At 61.9% G+C, this 23982-nt stretch carries 34 protein-coding genes and 1 pseudogene; 34 read left to right on the forward strand and 1 reads right to left on the reverse strand.

Features of this window, described 5'->3' with window-relative positions; all coding sequences use genetic code 11:
• From AS93_RS20290 to AS93_RS0110240, 31 genes and pseudogenes are all read left to right on the forward strand, one after another.
• Positions 1-127 (forward strand): annotated as a pseudogene (locus AS93_RS20290) (elongation factor Tu); the annotation flags it as partial.
• 150 nt (positions 128-277) lie between these two features.
• Complete coding sequence (gene rpsJ, locus AS93_RS0110095) at positions 278-589, forward strand: 30S ribosomal protein S10 (protein WP_003243886.1); 312 nt, start codon at positions 278-280, stop codon at positions 587-589.
• Positions 590-673: 84 nt separating this feature from the next.
• Positions 674-1303: a 50S ribosomal protein L3 gene (gene rplC / locus AS93_RS0110100; RefSeq protein WP_027590500.1), complete on the forward strand. Its 630-nt coding sequence runs from the start codon at positions 674-676 to the stop codon at positions 1301-1303.
• 14 nt (positions 1304-1317) lie between these two features.
• The gene (gene rplD / locus AS93_RS0110105; RefSeq protein ID WP_027590501.1) at positions 1318-1920 is read left to right on the forward strand and encodes a 50S ribosomal protein L4; all 603 of its coding nucleotides are present in this window, start codon (positions 1318-1320) and stop codon (positions 1918-1920) included.
• On the forward strand, positions 1917-2216 hold the full coding sequence (gene rplW, locus AS93_RS0110110; RefSeq protein WP_027590502.1) for a 50S ribosomal protein L23: 300 nt from the start codon (positions 1917-1919) through the stop codon (positions 2214-2216). The genes rplD and rplW overlap by 4 nt, the downstream gene beginning before the upstream one ends.
• Before the next feature lie 11 nt (positions 2217-2227).
• Positions 2228-3049 (forward strand): 50S ribosomal protein L2, encoded by an 822-nt coding sequence (gene rplB / locus AS93_RS0110115; protein WP_027590503.1) that lies wholly within the window; start codon positions 2228-2230, stop codon positions 3047-3049.
• A 16-nt stretch (positions 3050-3065) separates the two neighbouring features.
• The gene (gene rpsS / locus AS93_RS0110120) at positions 3066-3341 is read left to right on the forward strand and encodes a 30S ribosomal protein S19 (RefSeq protein ID WP_027590504.1); all 276 of its coding nucleotides are present in this window, start codon (positions 3066-3068) and stop codon (positions 3339-3341) included.
• A gap of 13 nt (positions 3342-3354) precedes the next feature.
• On the forward strand, positions 3355-3687 hold the full coding sequence (gene rplV / locus AS93_RS0110125; RefSeq protein WP_027590505.1) for a 50S ribosomal protein L22: 333 nt from the start codon (positions 3355-3357) through the stop codon (positions 3685-3687).
• Positions 3688-3699: 12 nt separating this feature from the next.
• Positions 3700-4386, forward strand: a complete 687-nt coding sequence (gene rpsC / locus AS93_RS0110130; protein ID WP_027590506.1) for a 30S ribosomal protein S3 — start codon at positions 3700-3702, stop codon at positions 4384-4386.
• A 12-nt stretch (positions 4387-4398) separates the two neighbouring features.
• A complete protein-coding gene (rplP, locus tag AS93_RS0110135) occupies positions 4399-4812 on the forward strand; it encodes a 50S ribosomal protein L16 (protein WP_027590507.1) in 414 nt (137 codons plus the stop codon).
• Positions 4812-5003, forward strand: a complete 192-nt coding sequence (gene rpmC / locus AS93_RS0110140) for a 50S ribosomal protein L29 (protein WP_027590508.1) — start codon at positions 4812-4814, stop codon at positions 5001-5003. Before rplP ends, rpmC begins: the two co-directional genes overlap by 1 nt.
• Before the next feature lie 2 nt (positions 5004-5005).
• Positions 5006-5272, forward strand: a complete 267-nt coding sequence (rpsQ, locus tag AS93_RS0110145) for a 30S ribosomal protein S17 (protein ID WP_027590509.1) — start codon at positions 5006-5008, stop codon at positions 5270-5272.
• Between the two features lie 23 nt (positions 5273-5295).
• Positions 5296-5664 (forward strand): 50S ribosomal protein L14, encoded by a 369-nt coding sequence (gene rplN, locus AS93_RS0110150; protein ID WP_003281831.1) that lies wholly within the window; start codon positions 5296-5298, stop codon positions 5662-5664.
• Between the two features lie 12 nt (positions 5665-5676).
• Positions 5677-5991 carry a 50S ribosomal protein L24 gene (gene rplX / locus AS93_RS0110155; protein WP_027590510.1) on the forward strand — a complete coding sequence of 105 codons (315 nt, stop codon included), beginning with the start codon at positions 5677-5679 and terminating at the stop codon, positions 5989-5991.
• A 19-nt stretch (positions 5992-6010) separates the two neighbouring features.
• Positions 6011-6550, forward strand: a complete 540-nt coding sequence (gene rplE, locus AS93_RS0110160; protein WP_027590511.1) for a 50S ribosomal protein L5 — start codon at positions 6011-6013, stop codon at positions 6548-6550.
• Between the two features lie 13 nt (positions 6551-6563).
• Complete coding sequence (gene rpsN / locus AS93_RS0110165) at positions 6564-6869, forward strand: 30S ribosomal protein S14 (RefSeq protein ID WP_027590512.1); 306 nt, start codon at positions 6564-6566, stop codon at positions 6867-6869.
• A gap of 179 nt (positions 6870-7048) precedes the next feature.
• Positions 7049-7441, forward strand: a complete 393-nt coding sequence (rpsH, locus tag AS93_RS0110170; RefSeq protein WP_027590513.1) for a 30S ribosomal protein S8 — start codon at positions 7049-7051, stop codon at positions 7439-7441.
• A 12-nt stretch (positions 7442-7453) separates the two neighbouring features.
• Positions 7454-7987, forward strand: coding sequence for a 50S ribosomal protein L6 (gene rplF, locus AS93_RS0110175; protein ID WP_027590514.1), 534 nt, complete (start codon positions 7454-7456; stop codon positions 7985-7987).
• Positions 7988-7997: 10 nt separating this feature from the next.
• Complete coding sequence (gene rplR / locus AS93_RS0110180) at positions 7998-8348, forward strand: 50S ribosomal protein L18 (protein ID WP_027590515.1); 351 nt, start codon at positions 7998-8000, stop codon at positions 8346-8348.
• Between the two features lie 3 nt (positions 8349-8351).
• Complete coding sequence (rpsE, locus tag AS93_RS0110185; protein WP_037008931.1) at positions 8352-8888, forward strand: 30S ribosomal protein S5; 537 nt, start codon at positions 8352-8354, stop codon at positions 8886-8888.
• Between the two features lie 2 nt (positions 8889-8890).
• Positions 8891-9070, forward strand: coding sequence for a 50S ribosomal protein L30 (rpmD, locus tag AS93_RS0110190; protein ID WP_027590517.1), 180 nt, complete (start codon positions 8891-8893; stop codon positions 9068-9070).
• Between the two features lie 2 nt (positions 9071-9072).
• Positions 9073-9507, forward strand: a complete 435-nt coding sequence (gene rplO / locus AS93_RS0110195) for a 50S ribosomal protein L15 (protein ID WP_027590518.1) — start codon at positions 9073-9075, stop codon at positions 9505-9507.
• Positions 9508-10836: a preprotein translocase subunit SecY gene (secY, locus tag AS93_RS0110200; protein ID WP_027590519.1), complete on the forward strand. Its 1329-nt coding sequence runs from the start codon at positions 9508-9510 to the stop codon at positions 10834-10836.
• A gap of 31 nt (positions 10837-10867) precedes the next feature.
• A complete protein-coding gene (rpmJ, locus tag AS93_RS0110205) occupies positions 10868-10984 on the forward strand; it encodes a 50S ribosomal protein L36 (RefSeq protein WP_027590520.1) in 117 nt (38 codons plus the stop codon).
• A gap of 133 nt (positions 10985-11117) precedes the next feature.
• Positions 11118-11474, forward strand: coding sequence for a 30S ribosomal protein S13 (rpsM, locus tag AS93_RS0110210; RefSeq protein WP_027590521.1), 357 nt, complete (start codon positions 11118-11120; stop codon positions 11472-11474).
• A gap of 18 nt (positions 11475-11492) precedes the next feature.
• Entirely contained in the window at positions 11493-11882 is a 390-nt protein-coding gene (gene rpsK / locus AS93_RS0110215) for a 30S ribosomal protein S11 (protein ID WP_003093689.1), read from the forward strand.
• Between the two features lie 16 nt (positions 11883-11898).
• Complete coding sequence (gene rpsD, locus AS93_RS0110220; protein WP_027590522.1) at positions 11899-12519, forward strand: 30S ribosomal protein S4; 621 nt, start codon at positions 11899-11901, stop codon at positions 12517-12519.
• Between the two features lie 22 nt (positions 12520-12541).
• On the forward strand, positions 12542-13543 hold the full coding sequence (gene rpoA, locus AS93_RS0110225) for a DNA-directed RNA polymerase subunit alpha (RefSeq protein WP_027590523.1): 1002 nt from the start codon (positions 12542-12544) through the stop codon (positions 13541-13543).
• Positions 13544-13589: 46 nt separating this feature from the next.
• Positions 13590-13979 (forward strand): 50S ribosomal protein L17, encoded by a 390-nt coding sequence (gene rplQ, locus AS93_RS0110230; protein WP_027590524.1) that lies wholly within the window; start codon positions 13590-13592, stop codon positions 13977-13979.
• A 134-nt stretch (positions 13980-14113) separates the two neighbouring features.
• Positions 14114-16195 (forward strand): TonB-dependent receptor, encoded by a 2082-nt coding sequence (locus tag AS93_RS0110235; protein WP_027590525.1) that lies wholly within the window; start codon positions 14114-14116, stop codon positions 16193-16195.
• A 135-nt stretch (positions 16196-16330) separates the two neighbouring features.
• Complete coding sequence (locus AS93_RS0110240) at positions 16331-17791, forward strand: catalase (protein ID WP_027590526.1); 1461 nt, start codon at positions 16331-16333, stop codon at positions 17789-17791.
• Between the two features lie 84 nt (positions 17792-17875).
• Here AS93_RS0110240 and uvrA read toward each other — a convergent pair whose 3' ends face one another.
• Positions 17876-20725: an excinuclease ABC subunit UvrA gene (uvrA, locus tag AS93_RS0110245; protein WP_027590527.1), complete on the reverse strand. Its 2850-nt coding sequence runs from the start codon at positions 20723-20725 to the stop codon at positions 17876-17878.
• A gap of 138 nt (positions 20726-20863) precedes the next feature.
• On the opposite strand from uvrA, the gene AS93_RS0110250 reads away from it, so the two are divergent.
• The 3 genes from AS93_RS0110250 to AS93_RS0110260 all read left to right on the forward strand — a co-directional run bounded on the left by AS93_RS0110250 (position 20864) and on the right by AS93_RS0110260 (position 23854).
• Positions 20864-22249, forward strand: coding sequence for an MFS transporter (locus tag AS93_RS0110250; protein WP_027590528.1), 1386 nt, complete (start codon positions 20864-20866; stop codon positions 22247-22249).
• 16 nt (positions 22250-22265) lie between these two features.
• Entirely contained in the window at positions 22266-22769 is a 504-nt protein-coding gene (gene ssb / locus AS93_RS0110255) for a single-stranded DNA-binding protein (protein WP_027590529.1), read from the forward strand.
• A 194-nt stretch (positions 22770-22963) separates the two neighbouring features.
• On the forward strand, positions 22964-23854 hold the full coding sequence (locus tag AS93_RS0110260; protein WP_027590530.1) for a sugar nucleotide-binding protein: 891 nt from the start codon (positions 22964-22966) through the stop codon (positions 23852-23854).
• Positions 23855-23982: the final 128 nt, after the last annotated feature.

The following is a 23982-nucleotide window of genomic DNA, read 5'->3' on the forward strand; positions in this document are numbered from 1 at the left end:
GGGTGACAACATCAAGATGACCGTCACCCTGATCGCTCCGATCGCCATGGAAGATGGCCTGCGTTTCGCGATTCGCGAAGGCGGCCGTACCGTTGGCGCCGGCGTGGTTGCCAAGATCCTCGAGTAATCGGGGAACTGCGCAAAAAGGGCCCTTCGGGGCCCTTTTTGTTTGACTGATCAAAGATTGACACCCCCTGGGGGCATCCGTACAATTGCGCCTCCTTTTAACGGGCGTAGTCCGTCCGTTGGGGATGGCAAATTGGAGTCTGAGGTCAAAATGCAAAACCAACAAATCCGTATTCGGTTGAAGGCTTTTGACCATCGCCTGATCGATCAATCCACCCAGGAAATCGTGGAAACCGCGAAACGTACTGGGGCTCAGGTGCGTGGTCCGATTCCTCTGCCTACCCGCAAGGAGCGGTACACTGTGCTGATCTCTCCGCACGTCAACAAAGACGCGCGCGATCAGTATGAAATTCGTACCCACAAGCGCGTGCTGGACATCGTTCAGCCGACCGACAAAACCGTCGATGCGCTGATGAAGCTCGATCTTGCGGCTGGCGTGGAAGTGCAGATCAGCCTCGGCTAAAACCTCCCGGTTTTAGTCGTGTAACGCTCTGAAATGGGCGGCCATAGCGGGTGAAAGCCCCGTACACTCATGAGGTTTTACAACATGACTATTGGTGTAGTCGGTCGTAAGTGCGGCATGACCCGCATTTTCACCGAGGAAGGTGTCTCTATTCCGGTTACGGTCATCGAGATCGAGCCGAATCGCGTCACCCAGTTCAAGAACGAAGAGAGCGATGGCTATCGTGCCGTGCAGGTGACTGTCGGCGAGCGTCGCGCTTCCCGCGTGACCAAGGCTCAAGCCGGTCACTTCGCCAAGGCAAATGTCGCTGCTGGTCGTGCCGTCCTGGAATTCCGTCTTGAAGACGGCGAGTACCAGGCTGGTGATGAGATCAAGGCGGAAATTTTCCAGGCTGGTCAGCTGGTGGATGTCACCGGTCAGTCCAAGGGTAAAGGCTTTGCCGGTACCATCAAGCGCTGGAACTTCCGTGGTCAGGACAACACCCACGGCAACTCCGTCTCCCACCGCGTTCCGGGTTCCATTGGCCAGTGCCAGACTCCTGGTCGTGTTTTCAAGGGCAAGAAGATGTCCGGTCATCTCGGCGCTGAGCGCGTGACCGTGCAGTCCCTGGAAGTGGTGCGCGTCGATGCCGAACGTAACCTGCTGCTGGTCAAGGGTGCCGTTCCGGGCGCTACCGGTGGCGACGTTATCGTCCGTCCGGCTGTCAAGGCGTAAGGGGAGAAACTGAGATGCAATTGAATGTAAATGGCGCTCAGGCGATCGAAGTTTCCGATCGTATCTTCGGCGGTGAGTTCAACGAGACCCTGGTACACCAGGCAGTCGTGGCCTACATGGCTGGCGGCCGTCAAGGCACCCGCGCCCAGAAGACCCGTGCTGAAGTTTCTGGTGGCGGTGCCAAGCCGTTCCGTCAGAAGGGTACTGGTCGTGCTCGCGCCGGTTCCATCCGCAGCCCCATCTGGCGCAGCGGCGGCGTGACCTTTGCTGCCAAGCCGCAGGATCACTCCCAGAAGCTCAACAAGAAGATGTACCGCGCCGCCATGCGCTCCATCCTTGCTGAGCTGGCTCGTACCGATCGCCTGGTCGTGGTTGAAGAGTTCTCGGTCGATGCTCCGAAGACCAAGGGTCTGCTGAGCAAGCTGGGCGGTCTGAACCTGTCCGATGTACTGATCGTTACCGATGCGGTCGATCAAAACCTGTACCTGGCTGCGCGTAACCTGCCGCACGTCGACGTTCGCGACGTCCAGGGCAGCGATCCGGTCAGCCTGATTGCCTACGACAAGGTGCTGATCACCGTGTCGGCGGTGAAGAAATTCGAGGAGCTGCTGGGATGAACCAGGAACGCGTATTCAAAGTACTGCTCGGCCCGCACATCTCCGAGAAGGCCACTGTCCTGGCTGACAGCAAGAAGCAGTTCATTTTCAAGGTTGCCACCGATGCAACCAAGCTGGAAATCAAGAAGGCCGTCGAAGTCCTTTTCAACGTCAAGGTCGCTGGTGTCCGCACTGTCAACGTGCAGGGCAAGACCAAGCGCACCATGCGTGGTATGGGCAAGCGCAACGACTGGAAGAAGGCGTACATCGCTCTCCAGCCGGGTCAAGATCTCGATTTCGCCAGCAGCGCTGAGTAAAGGGGTGCATCATGGCAATCGTTAAATGCAAACCGACTTCTGCTGGTCGCCGCTTTGTCGTCAAGGTGGTCAACCAGGATCTGCACAAGGGCGCTCCGTACGCTCCGCTGGTCGAAAAGCAGTCCAAGTCCGGCGGTCGTAACAACAACGGCCGTATCACCACTCGCCACGTTGGCGGTGGTCACAAGCAGCACTACCGTCTGGTCGACTTCCGCCGCAACAAGGATGGCATTCCTGCCATCGTCGAGCGCGTGGAATACGATCCGAACCGTACTGCCCACATCGCGCTGCTGAAATATGCCGACGGTGAGCGTCGCTACGTCATCGCGCCGAAGGGCATCAGTGCCGGTGACCAGCTGATCTCTGGCGCCCATGCGCCGATCAAGCCCGGCAACACCCTGCCGCTGCGCAACATTCCGGTGGGTTCCACCATCCACTGCATCGAGCTCAAGCCGGGCAAGGGCGCTCAGCTCGCTCGTTCGGCAGGTGCATCGGTTCAGCTGGTCGCTCGCGAAGGTGCTTACGTCACCGTCCGCCTGCGTTCCGGTGAAATGCGCAAGATTCTGGCCGAGTGCCGCGCGACCCTGGGCGAAGTCTCGAACCACGAGCACAGCCTGCGTTCGCTGGGTAAGGCCGGCGCCAAGCGCTGGAAGGGTATCCGTCCGACCGTTCGCGGTGTGGCCATGAACCCTGTTGATCACCCGCATGGTGGTGGTGAAGGTCGTACTTCCGGTGGTCGTCATCCGGTGTCGCCGTGGGGCTTCCCGACCAAGGGTAAGAAGACCCGTACCAACAAGCGCACCGACAACATGATCGTCCGTCGCCGTAAGTAACTAGAGGGATACGACTGTGCCGCGTTCTCTGAAAAAAGGTCCTTTTATCGATCTTCACCTGTTGAAGAAGGTCGAAGTGGCGGTGGAAAAGAACGATCGTAAGCCGGTGAAAACCTGGTCGCGCCGTTCCATCGTTCTGCCGCAAATGGTTGGTCTGACCATCGCTGTCCACAACGGCCGCCAGCATGTGCCGGTGCTCGTCAACGAGGACATGGTTGGCCACAAACTGGGCGAGTTCGCCGCTACCCGCACCTACCGCGGGCATGCTGCGGACAAGAAAGCCAAGCGCTAAGGGGTAAGGAACGATGGAAGTAGCCGCTAAGCTGTCGGGCGCTCGCATCTCCGCCCAGAAAGCCCGCTTGGTCGCCGACCAGATCCGCGGGAAGAAGGTGGGCGAAGCGCTCAACCTGCTGGCTTTCAGCAACAAGAAAGCCGCCGAGATCATCAAGAAAGTGCTGGAGTCGGCCGTGGCCAACGCCGAGCACAACGAAGGCGCCGACGTGGACGACCTGAAGGTCTCCACCGTCTTCGTCAACGAAGGGCGTTCGCTGAAGCGTATCATGCCGCGTGCCAAGGGCCGTGCTGATCGCATCGTCAAGCGGTCTTGCCATATCACTGTCAAGGTTGCGGACAAGTAAGGGGTCGATCAGATGGGTCAGAAAGTACATCCCATTGGCATTCGCCTGGGCATCGTCAAGGAGCACACCTCCGTCTGGTACGCAGATAAGCGTCAGTACGCCGACTATCTGCTGGCCGACCTGAAGGTTCGTGAGTATCTCCAGGACAAACTAAAAAACGCGTCCGTTAGCCGCATCGACATCGCTCGTCCGGCTCAGACCGCACGCATCACCATCCACACCGCTCGTCCCGGCATCGTGATCGGCAAGAAGGGTGAGGATGTTGAGAAGCTGCGTCAGGACCTGACCAAGCAAATGGGTGTGCCCGTGCACATCAACATCGAGGAAATCCGCAAGCCGGAACTCGATGCCATGCTGGTTGCACAGAGCGTGGCTCAGCAGCTGGAGCGTCGTGTCATGTTCCGTCGCGCGATGAAGCGTGCGGTGCAGAGCGCAATGCGTATTGGTGCCAAGGGCATCAAGATCCAGGTGAGCGGTCGTCTGGGTGGTGCGGAAATCGCGCGCACCGAATGGTATCGCGAAGGTCGTGTGCCTCTGCACACCCTGCGCGCCGACATTGACTACGCCACTTACGAAGCGCACACCACCTACGGTGTGATCGGTGTCAAGGTTTGGATCTTCAAGGGTGAGGTCATTGGCGGCCGCACCGAAGAGCTGAAGCCGCAAGCGCCCGCTCCTCGTAAAGCTGCCAAGAAATAAGGAGTACGCATCATGTTGCAACCCAAGCGTACGAAGTTCCGCAAGCAGATGACCGGTCACAACCGTGGCCTGGCTCAACGCGGTAGCAAAGTCAGCTTCGGCGAGTTTGCACTGAAATCCGTGAGCCGCGGTCGCCTGACTGCACGTCAGATCGAAGCTGCACGTCGTGCACTGACTCGTCACGTGAAGCGTGGCGGCAAGATCTGGATCCGCGTGTTCCCCGACAAGCCTGTTACCAAGAAGCCCCTCGAAGTTCGTATGGGTAAAGGTAAGGGTAGCGTCGAGTACTGGGTAGCCCAGATTCAGCCGGGCAAGGTGCTCTACGAGATCGAGGGTGTTTCCGAAGAGTTGGCGCGCGAGGCTTTCGCACTGGCCGCTGCAAAGCTGCCCCTCGCCACCACCTTTGTTAAGCGGACGGTGATGTGATGAAAGCGAACGAACTTCGTGGAAAAACGGCGCAGGAGCTGAACGAGCAGCTGCTCGGCCTGCTGCGCGATCAGTTCAATCTGCGTATGCAGAAGGCAACTGGTCAGCTGGGGCAGTCTCACCTGCTCAAGCAAGTGAAGCGCGACATCGCTCGCGTCAAGACTGTGCTCAACCAGCAGGCAGGTGAGTAATCATGGCTGAAGCTCAGAAAACCGTCCGTACGCTGACCGGCCGTGTCGTCAGCGACAAGATGGACAAGTCCATCACCGTTCTGATCGAGCGTCGCGTCAAGCACCCGATCTACGGCAAATATGTGAAGCGTTCGACCAAACTGCACGCCCACGACGAAACCAATCAGTGCCGCATCGGCGACCTGGTCACCATTCGCGAGACCCGTCCGGTTTCCAAGACCAAGTCCTGGGCGCTGGTTGAAGTCGTAGAGCGCGCAGCGGAAGTCTAAGGACTAGGGGTCGGAGAAATTTTATGATTCAGACTCAATCCATGCTCGACGTCGCTGACAACAGCGGTGCTCGTCGTGTTATGTGCATCAAGGTCCTGGGTGGTTCGCACCGTCGTTATGCCGGTATTGGCGACATCATCAAGGTCACCGTGAAAGAAGCGATTCCGCGCGGTAAGGTCAAGAAAGGCCAGGTCATGACTGCCGTGGTCGTGCGTACCCGTCATGGTGTGCGTCGTCCCGACGGTTCGATCATCCGCTTCGATGGCAACGCCGCGGTTCTGCTGAACAACAAGCAGGAGCCGATCGGCACCCGTATCTTCGGGCCGGTGACTCGTGAACTGCGTACCGAGAAGTTCATGAAGATCGTCTCGCTCGCCCCCGAAGTGCTGTAAGGAGAAGCCGTCATGCAAAAGATTCGTCGTGACGACGAGATCATCGTCATCGCCGGCAAAGACAAGGGCAAGCGTGGCAAGGTGCTCAAGGTGCTGGCAGACGACCGTCTGGTCGTCGCTGGCGTCAACCTGGTGAAGCGCCACACCAAGCCGAACCCGATGCTGGGCGTTCAAGGCGGTATCGTCGAGAAAGAAGCGCCGCTGCACGTGTCCAACGTTGCAATCTTCAATGCTGAAACCAACAAGGCTGACCGCGTTGGCTTCAAGGTTGAAGACGGCAAGAAAATTCGTGTCTTCAAGTCCACCCAGAAGCCGGTTGGCGCTTGAGAAGAGCAGGTAGAAACCAATGGCACGACTCAAAGAGATCTACCGGAACCAGATTGCGCCTCAGCTGAAGGACGACCTTAAGCTGGCCAACGTGATGGAAGTTCCGCGCATCACCAAGATCACCCTGAACATGGGGCTGGGCGAAGCGATCGGCGACAAGAAAGTCATCGAGAACGCGGTAGCTGATCTGGAAAAGATCACCGGCCAGAAGCCGGTGGTCACCTACGCTCGCAAGTCCATCGCCGGCTTTAAGGTCCGCGAGGGCTGGCCGATCGGGGTCAAGGTCACCCTGCGCAGCGATCGCATGTACGAGTTCCTGGACCGTCTGCTGTCCATTTCCCTGCCGCGTGTGCGTGACTTCCGCGGCCTGAATGCCAAGTCCTTCGATGGTCGTGGCAACTACAGCATGGGTGTGAAAGAGCAGATCATTTTCCCGGAAATCGATTACGACAAGATCGATGCTCTGCGTGGTCTGGACATCACCCTGACTACCACTGCCCGTAACGACGACGAAGGTCGCGCGCTTCTGCGTGCCTTCAAGTTCCCGTTCCGCAACTGATCTGGAGTAGGCAATGGCCAAACAGAGCATGAAGAACCGTGAGCTGAAGCGTCAGCAAACGGTTGCCAAGTACGCCAAGAAGCGTGCCGAGCTGAAAGCTATCATCGCCAACCCGAACTCCACTCCGGAAGCGCGTTGGGAAGCCCAGGTAGCCCTGCAGAAGCAGCCGCGCGACGCCAGCGCTGCTCGCCTGCGCAATCGCTGCCGTCTGACCGGCCGTCCGCACGGTGTGTACCGTAAGTTCGGTCTGTCCCGTAACATGCTGCGTGAAGCGGCCATGCGCGGTGACGTACCTGGTCTGGTCAAGGCCAGCTGGTAAGCAGTCTGCGAGGAGTTCGCTCCTCGCTCTGGCTCTCAGATCAAGCCCCTTTCGGGGCTTGATTTGTTTTTGAGCAATCTCTAGAATTGCCGGCTCGCCAGAGCCCGGCATTTAGCCGTTACGGTCTCTGGCGCTCCAGGCGCCGAAAGGCCGTTTTTTTGTTTAGGAGCATCAAGCCCATGAGTATGCAGGACCCGTTAGCGGACATGCTAACTCGTATCCGTAATGCCCAGATGGCTGAAAAGTCCGTCGTAAGCATGCCGTCCTCCAAGCTGAAGGTGGCAGTTGCCAACGTTCTGAAGAACGAAGGTTACATTGCGGGTTACCAGGTGAGCAGCGAAGCCAAGCCGCTGCTGACCATCGAGCTGAAGTATTTCGAAGGCCGTCCGGTCATTGAAGAGCTCAAGCGCACCAGCCGTCCCGGCCTGCGTCAGTACAAGTCCGTCGATCAGCTGCCGAAAGTGCGTGGTGGTCTGGGCGTCTCGATCGTTTCCACCAACAAGGGTGTGATGACTGATCGTGCTGCTCGCGCTGCCGGTGTCGGTGGCGAAGTCCTCTGCACCGTATTCTAAGGGGGTTTAAGCATGTCTCGCGTTGCTAAAAACCCCGTCAAGCTGCCTGCGGGTGTTGAAGTCAAGCTGAACGGTCAGCTGTTGTCGGTCAAGGGTGCCAAGGGCGCTCTCGAGCTGAAGCTGCATCCGTCGGTTGAAGTCATTCAGGATTCCGGAGAGCTGCGCTTTGCTGCTCGCAATGGCGATCAGCAGACTCGCGCCATGACCGGTACCACCCGTGCGCTGGTCAACAACATGGTCCTCGGTGTCAGCCAGGGCTTCGAGCGCAAGCTCCAGCTCGTTGGTGTGGGCTACAAGGCTCAGGCCAAGGGCAAGGTGCTCAACCTCGCGCTCGGCTTCTCGCATCCGATCGACTACGAGCTGCCGGAAGGCATCGTTGCCGAGACCCCCAACCAGACCGACATCGTTCTGAAGGGTATCGACAAGCAACTGCTCGGTCAGGTTGCCGCCGAAATCCGCGACTTCCGTCGTCCCGAGCCGTACAAGGGCAAGGGCGTGCGTTATGCAGACGAAGTCGTCCTTCGCAAAGAAGCCAAGAAGAAGTAGGGCATAGCAAATGAGCGAAAAGAAAGAAACTCGTCTGCGTCGCGCTCGCAAGGCACGCCTGAAAATGCGCGAACTGGAAGTCGTACGCCTCTGCGTGTACCGCTCTTCCCAGCACATCTACGCCCAGGTCATCTCGGCCGATGGCGGCAAGGTCCTGGCTTCCGCCTCGACCCTGGACAAAGAACTGCGCGACGGTGCCACTGGCAACGTCGAGGCGGCCAAGAAGGTTGGTCAGCTGGTAGCCGAGCGTGCCAAGGCCGCTGGTGTCACCCAGGTGGCGTTCGACCGTTCTGGCTTCAAGTACCACGGCCGCGTCCAGGCGCTGGCTGATGCTGCTCGTGAAGGCGGGCTGGAGTTCTAAGTTATGGCAAATCACGAGCAAAAGCGCGATCGCGACAACCGCGACAACCGCGAAGAAGCACGCGACGAAGGCTACATCGAGAAGCTGGTTCAGGTGAATCGCGTTGCCAAGACCGTTAAGGGCGGCCGCATCTTCACCTTCACCGCGCTGACCGTTGTTGGTGATGGCAAGGGTCGTGTCGGTTTCGGTCGCGGCAAGTCCCGCGAAGTACCGGCCGCCATTCAGAAGGCCATGGAAGCGGCTCGCCGCAACATGATCCAGGTCGACCTGAACGGCACCACCCTGCAGTACCCGCTGAAGTCTGCTCATGGCGCCTCCAAGGTGTACATGCAGCCGGCCTCCGAAGGTACCGGTGTGATCGCTGGTGGTGCCATGCGCGCCATCCTGGAAGTCGCGGGCGTGCAGAACGTCCTGGCCAAGTGCTATGGCTCCACCAACCCGGTGAACGTGGTTCAGGCCACCTTCAAGGGTCTGAAGGCCATGCAGGCTCCGGCCAGCGTTGCAGCCAAGCGTGGCAAGAGTGTCGAGGAGATCCTCTAACCATGGCTAACACTGTCAAAGTCACCCTCGTCAAGAGCGTGAACGGCCGCCTGGCCAACCACAAGGCGTGCGTCAAGGGCCTCGGTCTGCGTCGCATCGGTCATACCGTCGAGATCCAGGACACTCCTGAAAACCGCGGCATGATCAACAAGGCCTACTATCTGCTGCGTGTGGAGGGCTAACCATGAAACTGAATGATCTGCGCTCCGCGCCCGGCGCCCGTCGCGAAAAGCACCGCCCCGGTCGTGGTATCGGTAGCGGCCTGGGCAAGACCGGTGGTCGCGGCCACAAGGGCCAGACCTCCCGTACCGGCGGCACCATCGCTCCCGGTTTCGAGGGTGGCCAGCAGCCGCTGCACCGTCGTCTGCCGAAGTTCGGCTTCGTCTCCCTGAAGGCCCTGGATCGCGCTGAAGTGCGTACTTCCGAGCTGGCCAAGGTGGAAGGTGACGTCGTGACTCTGCAGGCGCTGAAGGATGCCAACGTCATCAACCAGAACGTGCAGCGTGTCAAAGTCATGCTGTCCGGCGAGGTTGGTCGCGCTGTTACCCTGAAGGGCATCGCCGCCACCAAGGGTGCGCGTGCGGCTATCGAAGCAGCTGGCGGTAAGATCGAGGACTAAATGGCTAAGCAAGGTGCTCTCTCTGCGCTAAGCAACGGCGGGTTGTCCGAGCTGTGGGCTCGGCTGCGCTTCCTGTTCCTGGCGATCATCGTCTACCGAATTGGTGCGCATATCCCGGTTCCCGGGATCAATCCTGACCGTCTGGCGGAGCTCTTCCGTCAGAATGAGGGGACCATTCTTAGCCTGTTCAACATGTTTTCCGGCGGTGCGCTGGAGCGGATGAGCATCTTTGCGCTGGGGATCATGCCGTACATCTCGGCGTCGATCATCATGCAGCTGATGACCGCTGTCAGCCCGCAGCTGGAGCAGTTGAAGAAGGAAGGTGAATCTGGCCGTCGCAAGATCAGCCAGTACACCCGCTACGGCACCCTGGTGCTGGCCATCGTGCAAGCCATTGGCATGTCCGTTGGCCTGGCGAGCCAGGGTGTGGCTTTCGCGACCGACTTCGGCTTCTACTTCGTGGCCATCACCACGTTCGTAGCTGGCGCCATGTTCATGATGTGGCTCGGCGAACAGATCACCGAACGGGGTGTCGGCAACGGCATCTCCATGTTGATCTTCGCCGGCATCGTGGCGGGCTTGCCGTCGGCCATCGGTCAGTCGTTCGAGTCGGCTCGGCAGGGCGACATCAACATCTTCGCTCTGCTGGTCATCGGCCTGCTGGCCGTACTGATCATCGGTTTCGTGGTGTTCATCGAGCGTGGCCAGCGCCGTATTGCGGTGCACTACGCCAAGCGTCAGCAGGGCCGCAAGGTCTTCGCCGCGCAGACCAGCCACCTGCCGTTGAAGGTGAACATGGCGGGCGTTATTCCGGCCATCTTCGCCAGCAGCATCCTGTTGTTCCCGGCTTCGCTGGGTCAGTGGTTCGGTCAGTCCGAGAGCATGGGCTGGCTGCAGGATGTTTCTCAGTCGATCGCTCCGGGCCAGCCGCTGAACATCTTGCTGTTTAGTGCAGGGATCATCTTCTTCTGCTTCTTCTATACGGCGCTGATGTTCAATCCGAAGGACGTAGCGGAGAACCTGAAGAAGTCTGGTGCCTTTATCCCGGGTATCCGTCCGGGTGAGCAGTCGGCGCGCTACATCGATGGCGTCCTGACCCGCTTGACCATGTTCGGTGCTCTGTACATGACGGCTGTGTGTCTGCTGCCCCAGTTCCTGGTGGTGGCCGCCAACGTGCCGTTCTACCTTGGCGGGACCTCGCTGCTGATCGTGGTCGTGGTGGTCATGGACTTTATGTCTCAAGTCCAGTCCCATCTCGTCTCGCACCAGTACGATTCCCTGATGAAGAAAGCCAACCTGAAGGGCTATGGCAGCGGCATGCTCCGCTGACCTGGTTGCCGTAAGGTTCTAGGAGTTACTGATGAAAGTTCGTGCATCGGTCAAGAAGCTGTGCCGTAACTGCAAGATCGTGCGTCGCGACGGCGTCGTGCGCGTGATCTGCAAGGCGGAGCCGCGCCACAAGCAGCGCCAAGGCTGATTGTGATCCAGCGTCAATAGCCCGGCAGCTAGTGTGCTGCCGGGTTGAACATTTGCTATTACAGCGCTAATATCGCGCGCCCTATTTCTTGGCTTCCGGGGCGTCGGTAGCTGTCAATTGGAGTCCACACTGAATGGCCCGTATTGCAGGCGTCAACATTCCAGATAACAAGCACACTGTTATCTCGCTGACCTACATCTACGGTGTTGGTCGCACCACTGCACAGCAAATCTGTGCCACCACCGGCGTGAATCCGGCGGTGAAGATCAAGGATCTCTCCGACGAGCAGCTCGAGCAGCTCCGCGGCGAAGTCGCCAAGCTCACCACTGAAGGTGACCTGCGCCGTGAGATCAACATGAACATCAAGCGTCTGATGGACCTCGGTTGCTACCGCGGTCTGCGCCATCGTCGCGGTCTGCCGGTACACGGTCAGCGTACCAAGACCAACGCGCGTACCCGTAAGGGCCCGCGTAAGCCGATCCGCAAGTAATCGCTTAGGAATTTGATCATGGCAAAACCTGCTGCTCGTCCTCGCAAGAAGGTCAAAAAGACGGTGGTTGATGGCATCGCCCACATCCACGCTTCTTTCAACAACACCATCGTGACCATCACTGACCGTCAGGGCAACGCGTTGTCCTGGGCCACCTCCGGTGGTTCCGGTTTCCGTGGTTCCCGTAAGTCCACTCCGTTCGCTGCCCAGGTGGCTGCCGAGCGCGCCGGCCAGGCTGCGCTGGAGTACGGTCTGAAGAACCTCGATGTGAACGTCAAGGGCCCGGGCCCGGGCCGCGAATCCGCAGTCCGCGCACTGAACGCCTGCGGTTACAAGATCGCCAGCATCACCGACGTGACGCCCATCCCGCACAACGGGTGCCGTCCGCCGAAGAAGCGTCGCGTGTAATAGGAGACAGTGAGAAATGGCTCGTTACATTGGTCCCAAATGCAAACTGTCTCGCCGTGAAGGCACCGACCTGTTCCTGAAGAGCGGTGCTCGCGCACTGGACTCCAAGTGCAAGGCCGAACAGGCTCCCGGCCAGCACGGCCTGCGTCGCGGTCGTCTGTCCGATTACGGCACCCAGCTGCGTGAAAAGCAGAAAGTGCGTCGCATCTACGGCGTTCTCGAGCGTCAGTTCAGCGGTTATTACAAGGAAGCTGCCCGTCGCAAGGGCGCTACCGGCGAAAACCTGCTGCAACTGCTCGAGTGCCGTCTGGACAACGTCGTCTACCGCATGGGCTTTGGTGCCACCCGCGCCGAATCCCGTCAGTTGGTGTCGCACAAGTCCATCACCGTCAACGGTCAGACCGTGAACATCCCGTCCTACCAGGTGAAAGCCGGTGACGTGGTTGCTGTTCGCGAGAAGTCCAAGAACCAGCTGCGTATTGCCCAAGCTCTCGAGCTGGCGGCTCAGCGTGGCCGTGCCGAATGGCTTGAAGTAGACGCAGAGAAGAAGTCGGGCGTGTTCAAGAGCGTTCCGGCCCGTTCTGACCTGTCCGCCGACATCAACGAAAACCTGATTGTCGAGCTCTACTCCAAGTAAGGGCTAGAAAATAGGTGCATCCATGCAGAGTTCGGTAAATGAGTTCCTGACCCCGCGTCATATTGACGTTCAGGCGGTCAGTCCGACCCGCGCCAAGATCACGCTCGAGCCTCTCGAGCGTGGCTTTGGCCATACCTTGGGCAACGCGCTGCGTCGCATCCTGTTGTCCTCCATGCCTGGCTGTGCAGTGGTCGAGGCCGAGATTGATGGCGTGCTCCACGAGTACAGCGCCATCGAAGGCGTTCAGGAAGATGTCATCGAGATCCTCCTGAACCTGAAGGGCCTGGCTATCAAGCTGCACGGCCGCGATGAAGTAACGCTGAGCCTTTCCAAGAAGGGCCCGGGCGTGGTCACCGCCGCCGATATTCAGCTGGATCACGATGTCGAAATCGTCAACGGCGACCACGTGATCGCTCATCTGGCGGACAACGGTTCCCTGAACATGAAGCTCAAGGTGGCGCGCGGTCGTGGTTACGTCCCGGCCGACGCCCGCCAGAGCGACGAAGACGAAAGCCGCAGCATTGGTCGTCTGCAGCTTGACGCTTCCTTCAGCCCGGTCCGTCGTATCGCTTACGTGGTGGAAAACGCCCGCGTCGAGCAGCGTACCAACCTGGACAAGCTGGTCATCGACCTGGAAACCAACGGCACCCTCGATCCCGAGGAATCCATCCGTCGCGCCGCGACCATCCTGCAGCAGCAGCTGGCCGCGTTCGTCGATCTGAAGGGTGATGCGGAGCCGGTGGTGGTGGAGCAGGAAGACGAGATCGATCCGATCCTGCTGCGCCCGGTTGACGACCTGGAGCTGACCGTCCGTTCGGCCAACTGCCTCAAGGCAGAAAACATCTACTACATCGGTGACCTGATCCAGCGCACCGAGGTCGAGCTGTTGAAGACGCCGAACCTGGGCAAGAAGTCCCTGACCGAAATCAAGGACGTTCTGGCTTCTCGTGGTCTGTCCCTCGGTATGCGCCTCGATAACTGGCCGCCGGCAAGTCTGAAGAAGGACGATAAGGCCACCGCCTGATCGTCCCCAGTCACCGAACTTTCACGTTTGGTAAGGAATTTCAATCATGCGTCATCGTAAAAGTGGCCGTCACCTGAGCCGCACCAGCGCCCACCGCAAGGCCATGTTCCAGAACATGGCGGTGTCGCTGTTCGAGCACGAACTGATCAAGACCACCCTGCCGAAAGCCAAGGAACTGCGCCGCGTTGCCGAGCCGCTGATCACCCTGGCCAAGGAAGACACCGTCGCCAACCGTCGTCTGGCTTTCGACCGCACCCGCTCCAAGGCTGCTGTCGGCAAGCTGTTCAACGACCTGGGCAAGCGCTACGCCACCCGTCAGGGCGGCTACCTGCGCATCCTGAAGTGCGGTTTCCGCGCTGGCGACAACGCCCCGATGGCTTACGTTGAACTGGTTGACCGTCCGGTCGCTGGTACCGTGGAAGCCGCGGCTGAGTAAGTCGTGATCCAGAAAGAAACCGGGCCCTGGCCCGGTTTTTTTTCGCCTGTGCGAAACCGAATGGCCATCTGTGGTCTCCTCCTTGCGGCTACGCTGACAGCGCGCCACATCATTGCACCTGCCTTGGAGAATGGATGCCCAGAGCCGCTTCCGCCGTTCTGCTTGTACTCACCAGTTCCCCCGCCCTGGCCGCCGTTGAAGTTGCCCCCATGGTGAGCAGCGGGACGCGTTTTGAAGCGCCGGTGGATACCCAGCCTTTCTCGGTCGAGCGGATCGACCTTGGCGATGCCCGCCAGGGCCACCCGGGCATCGACTTGTCGGAAGCATTGCAGGGCGTACCGGGTCTCAGCGTTCAACAGCGCCATAACCTCGCGCAGGAACCGCAGCTGTCGATCCGCGGCTTCGGGGCACGTTCGGCCTTCGGGATCCGCGGCGTCAAGCTGCTCAGCGACGGGATACCGGCAAGTATCCCCGACGGCCAGGGGCAGGCTTCGAGTTTCGATCTGGATACCCTCGATCACATCGAAGTCCTGCGTGGTCCCTTCGCCAGTGTGTATGGCAGCAACTCGGGCGGGGTGATCCAGCTGTTCTCCCGCGACGGCACGGGCGACCCACGCCTTCTGGCAGGCAGTACCTTCGGACGCTGGGGTACGCGGCGGCATCACGTGGGCGTGGAGTCTGGCACGGACTGGGGCGGCCTCGTGTTCAACCAGTCCAGTCTCGATCTGGATGGCTTCCGCCATCACAGCTCGGCGCGCGTCGACAAGCGCTTCGCCAAGCTGACTGTCACGCCGGCGGACCGCCGGCTGGCCTTGATCTACAGCGATCTGCAGCAGGACAACACCCAGGATCCGCAGGGGCTCGATTGGGCAGCCTATCGGCGGGACCCACGTAGCAACTCGGCCAATACGCTGCTGTACAACACGCGAAAGTCCGTTTACCAGCAGCAGGTGGGCATCAACTACCAGCAAGATCTTTGGACTGCGCAATGGCAGACCACGCTGTACGGCGGAAAACGCCGCGTCGTGCAGTTCCTGTCGATCCCCCGAGCGGTGCAGCAGGCCAGTGCGACGCAGGCTGGTGGCGTGGTCGATTTCGAGCGCGATTACTACGGGTTGCATAGCCGCTGGATCCAGCCATGGCTGGTCGGGCCCGGCGAGCTGATCCTTACCGGCGGCCTGGATTACGACGTATCGGTGGATGATCGCCAGGGTTACGAGAATTTTGTCGGTGATCTGCTGGGCGTGCGGGGTAGCTTGCGGCGAGATGAGCGAGACGAGATACGCAGCCTGGCGCCGTACCTGCAGCTGGCCTGGCACGGAGAGCAGCTGAATGTCCAGGTGGGTCTGCGCCACAACGAAGTGGCGTTCGAAGTGGACGATCACTACGTGGTCGCCGGAAACGGCGATGACAGCGGCGTGGTTACGTACCGCGAACTCACCCCCAGCGTCGGCGCCGGTTATGCGCTCCCCTTTGGGCTGACGGCCTATGCCGGCTGGTCTAAAGGCTTCGAAACGCCGACCCTGGGTGAGCTGGCATACTCGGGCGAGGATGGTCGTTTCGGCTTTGGTCTGCGTCCGGCCACCAGCGAGCAGCACGAGCTGGGTCTGCGTGCGGCCTTGCCCGGCCACGGCCGCCTGCAGGCCGCCTGGTTTAATATCCGGACCGACAATGAGTTGGTGGTGGCTGCGGCAAGTGGTGGTCGCACGGCCTACCAGAACGCGGCCCAAACGCGACGACGCGGGTTTGAGATCGGGCTGGAACAGCCGTTGGGGGATTATCTGCAGGCGCGCCTGGCCTACACCTGGCTGGATGCGCGGTACAGCAAACGCTTCAGCAGTCAGGGGCAGGTCGTTGCGAGCGACAACCGGCTACCCGGCATAGCGGAGCACAGTTTTTCCGCGACGCTGGCCTGGCAGCCACGCGATGATGTGGAGCTGGGGCTGGAGGCGGCCGCGCGCAGCGCCATGGAGGTCCATGATCTGAACCGTGATCGCGCGGCGCCGGGGTATGCGCTGTTCAGCAGCTATGTGCAGTTCGAGCAGCGACACGGGGCGTGGATACTGCGCGAGACGCTGCGGATCGACAATCTCGCGGGGCGCGAGTACATCGGTTCGGTGATCATCGGCGACGGCAACGCCCGCTATTACGAACCCGGCGCCGGGCGCACCTGGTACGCAGGGCTGAGCCTGGAGTATCGGTTCGGGGAAGACTGACCGCATGCTTCGTTAGTTTTTCTCAATTGAATGCTTTGAGTCATGTCATGGGTTTCTATCGAAGCGGCTACGTATAGTCGCTTCAACGAACTGGCTTGCCAGTTCCACAGAGAAGAAACCAGAGGGATCCAGACGATGACCGACAAGCCGAAACTCACGACCGCCGCCGGTGCCCCCGTAGCCGAGAACCAGAATGTCATGACCGCGGGCCCGCGCGGGCCGATGCTGCTGCAGGACGTCTGGTTCCTGGAAAAGCTTGCCCATTTCGACCGCGAGGTGATTCCGGAGCGGCGCATGCACGCCAAGGGCTCCGGAGCCTTCGGCACGCTGACCATCACCCACGACATCACTCGCTATACCCGCGCCAATGTGTTCTCGCAGATCGGCAAGCAGACCCCGATGTTCGCCCGTTTCTCCACCGTGGCCGGTGAGCGGGGCGCGGCAGATGCCGAACGTGATATCCGCGGCTTCGCGCTGAAGTTCTACACCGAGGAAGGCAACTGGGACCTGGTGGGCAACAACACGCCGGTGTTCTTCTTCCGCGACCCGCTGAAGTTCCCCGACCTCAACCACGCCGTGAAGCGCGACCCGCGCACCAACATGCGCAGCGCCAACAACAACTGGGACTTCTGGACCGGCCTGCCCGAAGCGCTGCACCAGGTGACCTACGTGATGGGCGACCGCGGCATTCCGGCCTCCTATCGGCACATGCACGGTTTCGGCTCGCACACCTACAGCTTCATCAATGCGCAGAACGAGCGCTACTGGGTCAAGTTCCACTTCAAGACCCAGCAGGGCATCAAGAACCTGACCGATGCCGAGGCGGCGGCGATCGTCGCCAATGACCGCGAGAGCGGGCAGCGCGATCTCTACGAGGCGATTGAGCGGGGCGACTACCCGCGCTGGACGCTGTACGTGCAGATCATGCCGGAGGCCGACGCGGCGACCTACCGCTTCCACCCGTTCGACCTGACCAAGGTGTGGTCGAAGAAGGACTACCCGCTGATCGAGGTCGGTTACTTCGAGCTGAACCGCAACCCGGAAAACTACTTCCAGGACGTGGAACAGGCCGCCTTCACCCCGGCGAACGTGGTACCCGGCATCGGCTTCTCGCCGGACCGCATGCTGCAGGGTCGTCTGTTCTCCTACGGCGATGCCCAGCGTTACCGCCTGGGGGTCAACCACCACCAGATCCCGGTCAACGCGCCGCGCTGCCCGTTCCACAGCTACCACCGCGACGGTGCCATGCGCGTGGACGGCAACAACGGCAGCCGTTTGCACTACGAGCCGAACAGCTATGGCGAGTGGAAGGAGCAGCGGGACTTCAGCGAGCCGCCGATGGCGCTCTCTGGTGCGGCCGATCGCTACGATTACCGCGAGGACGACAGCGATTACTTCACCCAGGCCGGCGACCTGTTCCGTCTGATGGACAGCGACGCGCAGGAGCGTCTGTTCGGCAACACCGCCCGGGCCATGAGCGGGGTGGAGCGGCACATCAAGCTGCGCCACATTCGCCACTGCTACCTGGCCGACCCGGCCTACGGCAGCGGTATCGCCAAGGCGCTGGAGATTCCCGTGGAGGAAGCCCTGGTCTGATCGAGGCCGGAAAAAACAAGCCCGCAGCATGCTGCGGGCTTTTTTGTTTTCAGGATACGCCTGACGGGCGACGTATCGGCAACCTCAGGCGCCGAGCGGTTGTGCGTCGCGCTCCAGCAGGGGCTTGAGGAAGCGCCCGGTGTGGGACGCCGGATTGGCGGCGACCTGCTCCGGGGTGCCGGTGGCGATGATCTGGCCGCCCCGCGAGCCACCTTCGGGGCCCAGGTCGACCAGCCAGTCGGCGGTCTTGATCACATCCAGGTTGTGCTCGATCACCACCACGGTGTTGCCGTGGTCGCGCAGCCGGTGCAGCACGTCCAGCAATTGCTGGATGTCGGCGAAGTGCAGGCCGGTGGTGGGCTCGTCGAGGATGTACAGGGTCTTGCCGGTGTCGCGCTTGGACAACTCTCGCGCCAGCTTGACCCGCTGGGCCTCGCCGCCGGACAGTGTGGTGGCACTCTGGCCGAGCTTGATGTAGGTCAGACCGACGTCGATCAGTGTCTGCAGCTTGCGCGCCACGGCTGGCACCGGGTCGAAGAACTCACGCGCTTCCTCGATGGTCATCTCCAGCACTTCATAGATGTTCTTGCCCTTGTACTTCACTTCCAGGGTTTCGCGGTTGTAGCGCTTGCCTTTGCACACGTCGCAGGCCACATAGATGTCCGGCAGGAAGTGCATTTCCACCTTGAGCACGCCATCACCCTGGCAGGCCTCGCAGCGCCCACCCTTGACGTTGAAGGAGAACCGCCCCGGACCATAGCCGCGGGCGCGCGCTTCCGGCACGCCGGAGAACAGCTCGCGGATCGGTGTGAACAGCCCGGTGTAGGTCGCCGGGTTGGAGCGCGGCGTCCGGCCGATCGGGCTCTGGTCAATATCCACCACCTTGTCCAGGTGCTGCAGGCCGTCGAAGCTGTCGTAGGCCGCCACTTCCAGGCTGGTGGCCCCGTTCAGCGCCGTGGCGGTGATCGGGTGCAGGGTGTTGTTGATCAACGTCGACTTGCCTGAGCCGGACACCCCGGTGACGCAGGTCAGCAGACCGACCGGTATCTCCAGGGTGACGTTACGCAGGTTGTTGCCGCGCGCGCCCTTGAGGATGAGCTGCTTCTTCTTGTCTCGAGGGGTGCGCTTGGCCGGATAGCGGATGCGCTCACGGCCGGACAGGTACTTGCCGGTCAGCGAATCTGCATGCGCCATGATCTCGTCGGGCGTGCCTTCGGCGACGATGCGCCCACCATGCACGCCGGCGCCGGGGCCGATGTCCACCACGTAGTCGGCCAGGCGAATGGCGTCCTCGTCATGCTCCACCACGATCACCGTGTTGCCCAGGTTGCGCAGGTGGGTGAGGGTGCCCAGCAGGCGCTCGTTGTCGCGCTGGTGCAGGCCGATGGACGGTTCGTCGAGGATGTACATGACGCCCACCAGGCCGGCGCCGATCTGGCTGGCCAGGCGGATGCGCTGCGCCTCGCCGCCGGACAGCGTCTCGGCGCTGCGGTCCAGGGTCAGGTAGTCGAGGCCGACGTTGACCAGGAACTGCAGGCGCTCGCGGATTTCCTTGAGGATCTTGGCGGCGATCTCGCCGCGCTGGCCGGGCAGGCTGAGGCCGGCGAAGTAGTCGCAAGCGTCGCCCACCGGCAGGCCGGTCACCCCGGGTAGCGTCTTCTCGCCCACCCAGACGTGCCGCGCCTCGCGGCGCAGGCGGGTGCCCAGGCAGTCCGGGCAGGGCTGGGTGCCCAGGTACTTGGCCAGTTCCTCGCGCACGCTGTCGGAACTGGTCTCCCGGTAGCGGCGTTCCAGGTTGTTGAGGATGCCCTCGAAGGGATGCGAGCGGCTGACGATGTCGCCGCGGTCGTTCAGGTAGCGGAAGGCGATGCTTTCCTTGCCGCTGCCGTAGAGGATGCGTTTCTGGTTCTCGGCGCTCAGGCTGTCGAACGGCGCATCCAGGTCGAATCCATAATGCGCGGCCAGGGAGCCAAGCATCTGGAAGTAATAGATGTTGCGTCGATCCCAGCCGCGAATCGCCCCGGCGGCCAGGCTCAGGTTGCCGGTCACTACCCGGCGGGCATCAAAGAACTGTTTGACGCCCAAGCCGTCGCAGGTGCCGCAGGCGCCGGCCGGGTTGTTGAACGAGAACAGCTTGGGCTCCAGCTCGCTGATCGAGTGGCCGCATACCGGACAGGCGAAGCGCGCGGAGAAGATCAGCTCCTCCTGCGTGGCGTCTTCGTCCATCGGCGCCACCAGGGCGATGCCGTCGGCCAGCTTCAGCGCGGTCTCGAAGGATTCGGCCAGACGCTGCTGCAGGTCGGCGCGCACCTTGAAGCGGTCCACCACCACCTCGATGGTGTGCTTCTTCTGCTTCTCCAGCGCCGGCAGCTCGTCCAGCTCGTAGAGCCGGCCGTTGACTCGCGCGCGCACGAAGCCCTGGGCGCGCAGCTCGTCGAACACTGCCAGGTGCTCGCCCTTGCGCTCGCGGATCACCGGAGCCAGCAGCATCAGGCGGCTGCCCTCGGGCAGGCCCAGCACCTGGTCGACCATCTGGCTGACGGTCTGCGCCTCCAGCGGAATGTCGTGATCCGGGCAGCGCGGCGTGCCGACCCGCGCGTAGAGCAAACGCAGGTAGTCGTAAATCTCGGTGATAGTGCCCACCGTAGAGCGTGGGTTGTGCGAGGTGGACTTCTGCTCGATGGAAATCGCCGGCGACAGGCCCTCGATGGTGTCCACGTCGGGCTTTTCCATCATCGAAAGGAACTGCCGCGCATAGGCGGACAGCGATTCCACGTAGCGGCGCTGGCCCTCGGCGTACAGGGTGTCGAAGGCCAGGGAGGACTTGCCGGAGCCGGACAGGCCGGTGATGACGATCAGCTTGTCGCGCGGCAGGGTCAGGTCGATGTTCTTCAGGTTGTGGGTACGCGCCCCACGGATCAGGATCTGGTCCACGTACAGCGGGCCTCGCATGGCGGGCGGAAAGGCGGAAGTATACGGGCAGGAGAAAGGCGCGTCACAAGCGCGCTTATCCGTCCAAGCCGGTGTCGTCCTGCTAGAATCTGCGGCCCTTTTCACGAGGCTTGTTCGTTCATGCACGATTCATCCAGCGAACGCATGTCCCCTGCCGAGACCCGGGCCGCCGGCGGGCTGGCCATGGTCTTCGCCTTCCGCATGCTCGGCATGTTCATGGTCCTGCCGGTGCTGGCCACCTATGGTCAGGAGCTGGCCGGCAGCACGCCGGCGCTGATCGGCCTGGCCATTGGTGCCTACGGCCTGACCCAGGCGCTGCTGCAGATTCCCTTCGGCGTGCTGTCGGACCGCATCGGTCGGCGCCCGGTGATCTATGCCGGCCTGCTGATTTTTGCCGCCGGCTCGGCACTGGCCGCCAATGCCGACTCCATCTGGGGCGTGATCGCCGGGCGGGTGCTGCAGGGCGCCGGGGCGATTTCCGCTGCCGTGATGGCCCTGCTCTCCGACCTGACCCGCGAGCAGCATCGCACCAAGGCCATGGCGCTGATCGGCATGAGCATCGGCGTGTCCTTTGCCCTGGCCATGGTGGCCGGGCCGCTGGTCACCCGGGCCTTCGGCCTGTCCGGCCTGTTCTGGATCACCGCCGGCATGGCGCTCTTCGGCATGGTCATCGTGGCGGGCATGGTACCGAAGGCCAGCGCTGCGCTGCGCCATCGCGAATCCGGCGTGGCCCGCCAGGCGCTGGGCAGCATCCTGCGCCATGGCGAGCTGCTGCGCCTGGATGTGGGCATCCTGGTGCTGCACGCGATCCTCATGGCCAGCTTCGTGGCGCTGCCGCTGACGCTGGTCGAACAGGCCGGTTTGCCGCGCGACGAGCACTGGTGGGTATACCTGGTGGCCATGCTGGTGGGTTTCTTCGCCATGGTTCCGTTCATCATCTATGGCGAGAAGAAGCGCCAGATGAAGCGCGTGCTGCTCGGCGCGGTGGCGCTGCTGCTGGTCTGCGAGCTGTATTTCTGGCAATTGGGCCACAGTCTGACCGCGCTGGTGATCGGCGCCATCCTGTTCTTCATGGCCTTCAACCTGCTGGAGGCGTCGTTGCCCTCGCTGGTCAGCAAGGTCTCGCCGGCGGCCGGCAAGGGCACGGCGATGGGGGTGTACTCCACCAGCCAGTTCCTCGGCGCGGCGCTGGGCGGCATCTTCGGCGGCTGGCTGCTGGAGCAGGGCGGACTGGGCGCGGTTTTCATCGGCTGTGCGCTGCTGTGCGCGATCTGGCTGGCAATTGCTGCTACCATGCGCGAGCCTCCCTATGTCACCAGCCTGCGCCTGTCGCTGTCGCGCGCGGCGCTGGCCGATACCGGGCTGACCGCGCGCCTGCTGGCGGTGCCGGGCGTGGCAGACGTCATGGTGGTGGCTGAGGAAGCCGCCCTGTACATCAAAGTGGATACCGAACAACTGGACCGCGCGTCGCTCGAGCGTCTGATCGACCCGGCGCCGGCGTGCTGAACCTGGGAGAAGCGTCATGGCCCGTGGGGTTAACAAAGTCATTCTGATCGGCAACGTGGGTGGAGATCCGGAAACCCGCTACCTGCCCAACGGCAACGCGGTGACCAACATCACCCTGGCCACCACTGACAGTTGGAAGGACAAGCAGACCGGCCAACTGCAGGAACGTACCGAATGGCACCGCGTGGTGCTGTTCGGCAAGGTTGCCGAGATCGCCGGCGAGTACCTGCGCAAGGGCTCGCAGTGCTACATCGAAGGTCGCCTGCAGACCCGCAAGTGGCAGGACCAGCAGGGCCAGGACCGCTACACCACCGAGATCGTGGTAGATATGGGCGGCACCATGCAACTGCTCGGCGGCCGTGGTGGCAACGCCGAAGGCGGTGGCGACTATGCCCAGCGTCCGGCCCGCCCGCAGCGCGAGCCGCAGCAGCAGGCTCCGGCTGCCCGCCAGGCTCCGCAGCAGGCACCGGCGCAACCGGCGCCCGATTACGACAGCTTCGATGACGATATTCCGTTCTGAGAAGTGCGTCACAGACAAAAAGCGCAGCCTCGGCTGCGCTTTTTGCTTTCAGGACGCAAGATCGCTAGTGACGATCCGATAGCAAACCCGCAGAATGCCGAAGGTCATCGCCCGCATCGCGTGCCGTTCAACCTGATCCTTATTCCGGCCACCATGCAGTTATTCAGTCATTCTTCCCATAGCGAGTCGATTCCATGCGCATGCGCCTGATGTTGCTCGGCGGCGGCAGCGCGCTGGGGCAATCGCTGATCGCCAAGGGCGCCGAGGAAGACATCGGCTTTCTCGCCCCGCGCCCTCCGGGTGCCAGCTGGGATGCCGCCAGCCTAACCCAGTTGCTCGACGATACCCGCCCCGACGCGGTGGTGAACCTGGCCTTCTATTACGACTGGTTCCAGAACAGCAAAGTGGACGAATCACGGCTGGCCGCGCAAAAGGAAGCCGTCGAACGTCTGGCAGAGCTTTGCCAGTACCACGGCATCATCCTGCTGCAGCCGTCCAGTTATCGTGTCTTCGACGGTGCCCGGGTGACCGCCTATGGCGAAGCGGACGAGCCGCAGCCACTCGGCCCCCTGGGCCAGGCCTTGCTGGACATGGAGCAGGTGGTACGCGCGCTGTGCCCGCGCCATGTGATCCTGCGCACCGGCTGGATCCTCGACGACAGTCGCGATGGCGTGCTCGGTCGCTTCCTGCGCCGCCTGGAAACCGGCGAACCGCTGGAGCTGGCCGATGACCGACGCGGCAATCCCTGCCCGGTGGACGACGTGGCGCGGGTGATCCTGGCGATCCTCAAGCAGCTCGACTGCGCCGCGCCGCTCTGGGGCACCTACCACTACGGCGCCCAGGAGGCCACCACCGTGCTGGCGCTGGGGCAGTGCATGGTCGCCGAGGCGCGCAACCTGCGCACCCTGCCGCCGGCCGAGATCATCCCGCTGGCCCACGCGGCCTGCGCCGACGCAGCGGCGGAGCCCCAGCATGGGGTACTGGCCTGCAAGAAGATCCTCAACACCTATGGCGTCAAGCCACGCGCCTGGCGGGCGGGCCTGCCGGCGCTGCTGGACCGCTATTTCCGCCACGGGGCGAGCTGAACGGATTTCTGCGGAGCCTCGGGGCTGGCGTTACGCCGGCCAACGAAGCGGACTCCCACCGCGGGGTATCGCTCCTGCCCCCTTCACGGGCACCACGACTCTGTAGAGCGGTGTGGTGTGTAACGATC

Source organism: Pseudomonas sp. RL (assembly GCF_000647775.1).
GTDB lineage: Bacteria > Pseudomonadota > Gammaproteobacteria > Pseudomonadales > Pseudomonadaceae > Serpens > Serpens flexibilis.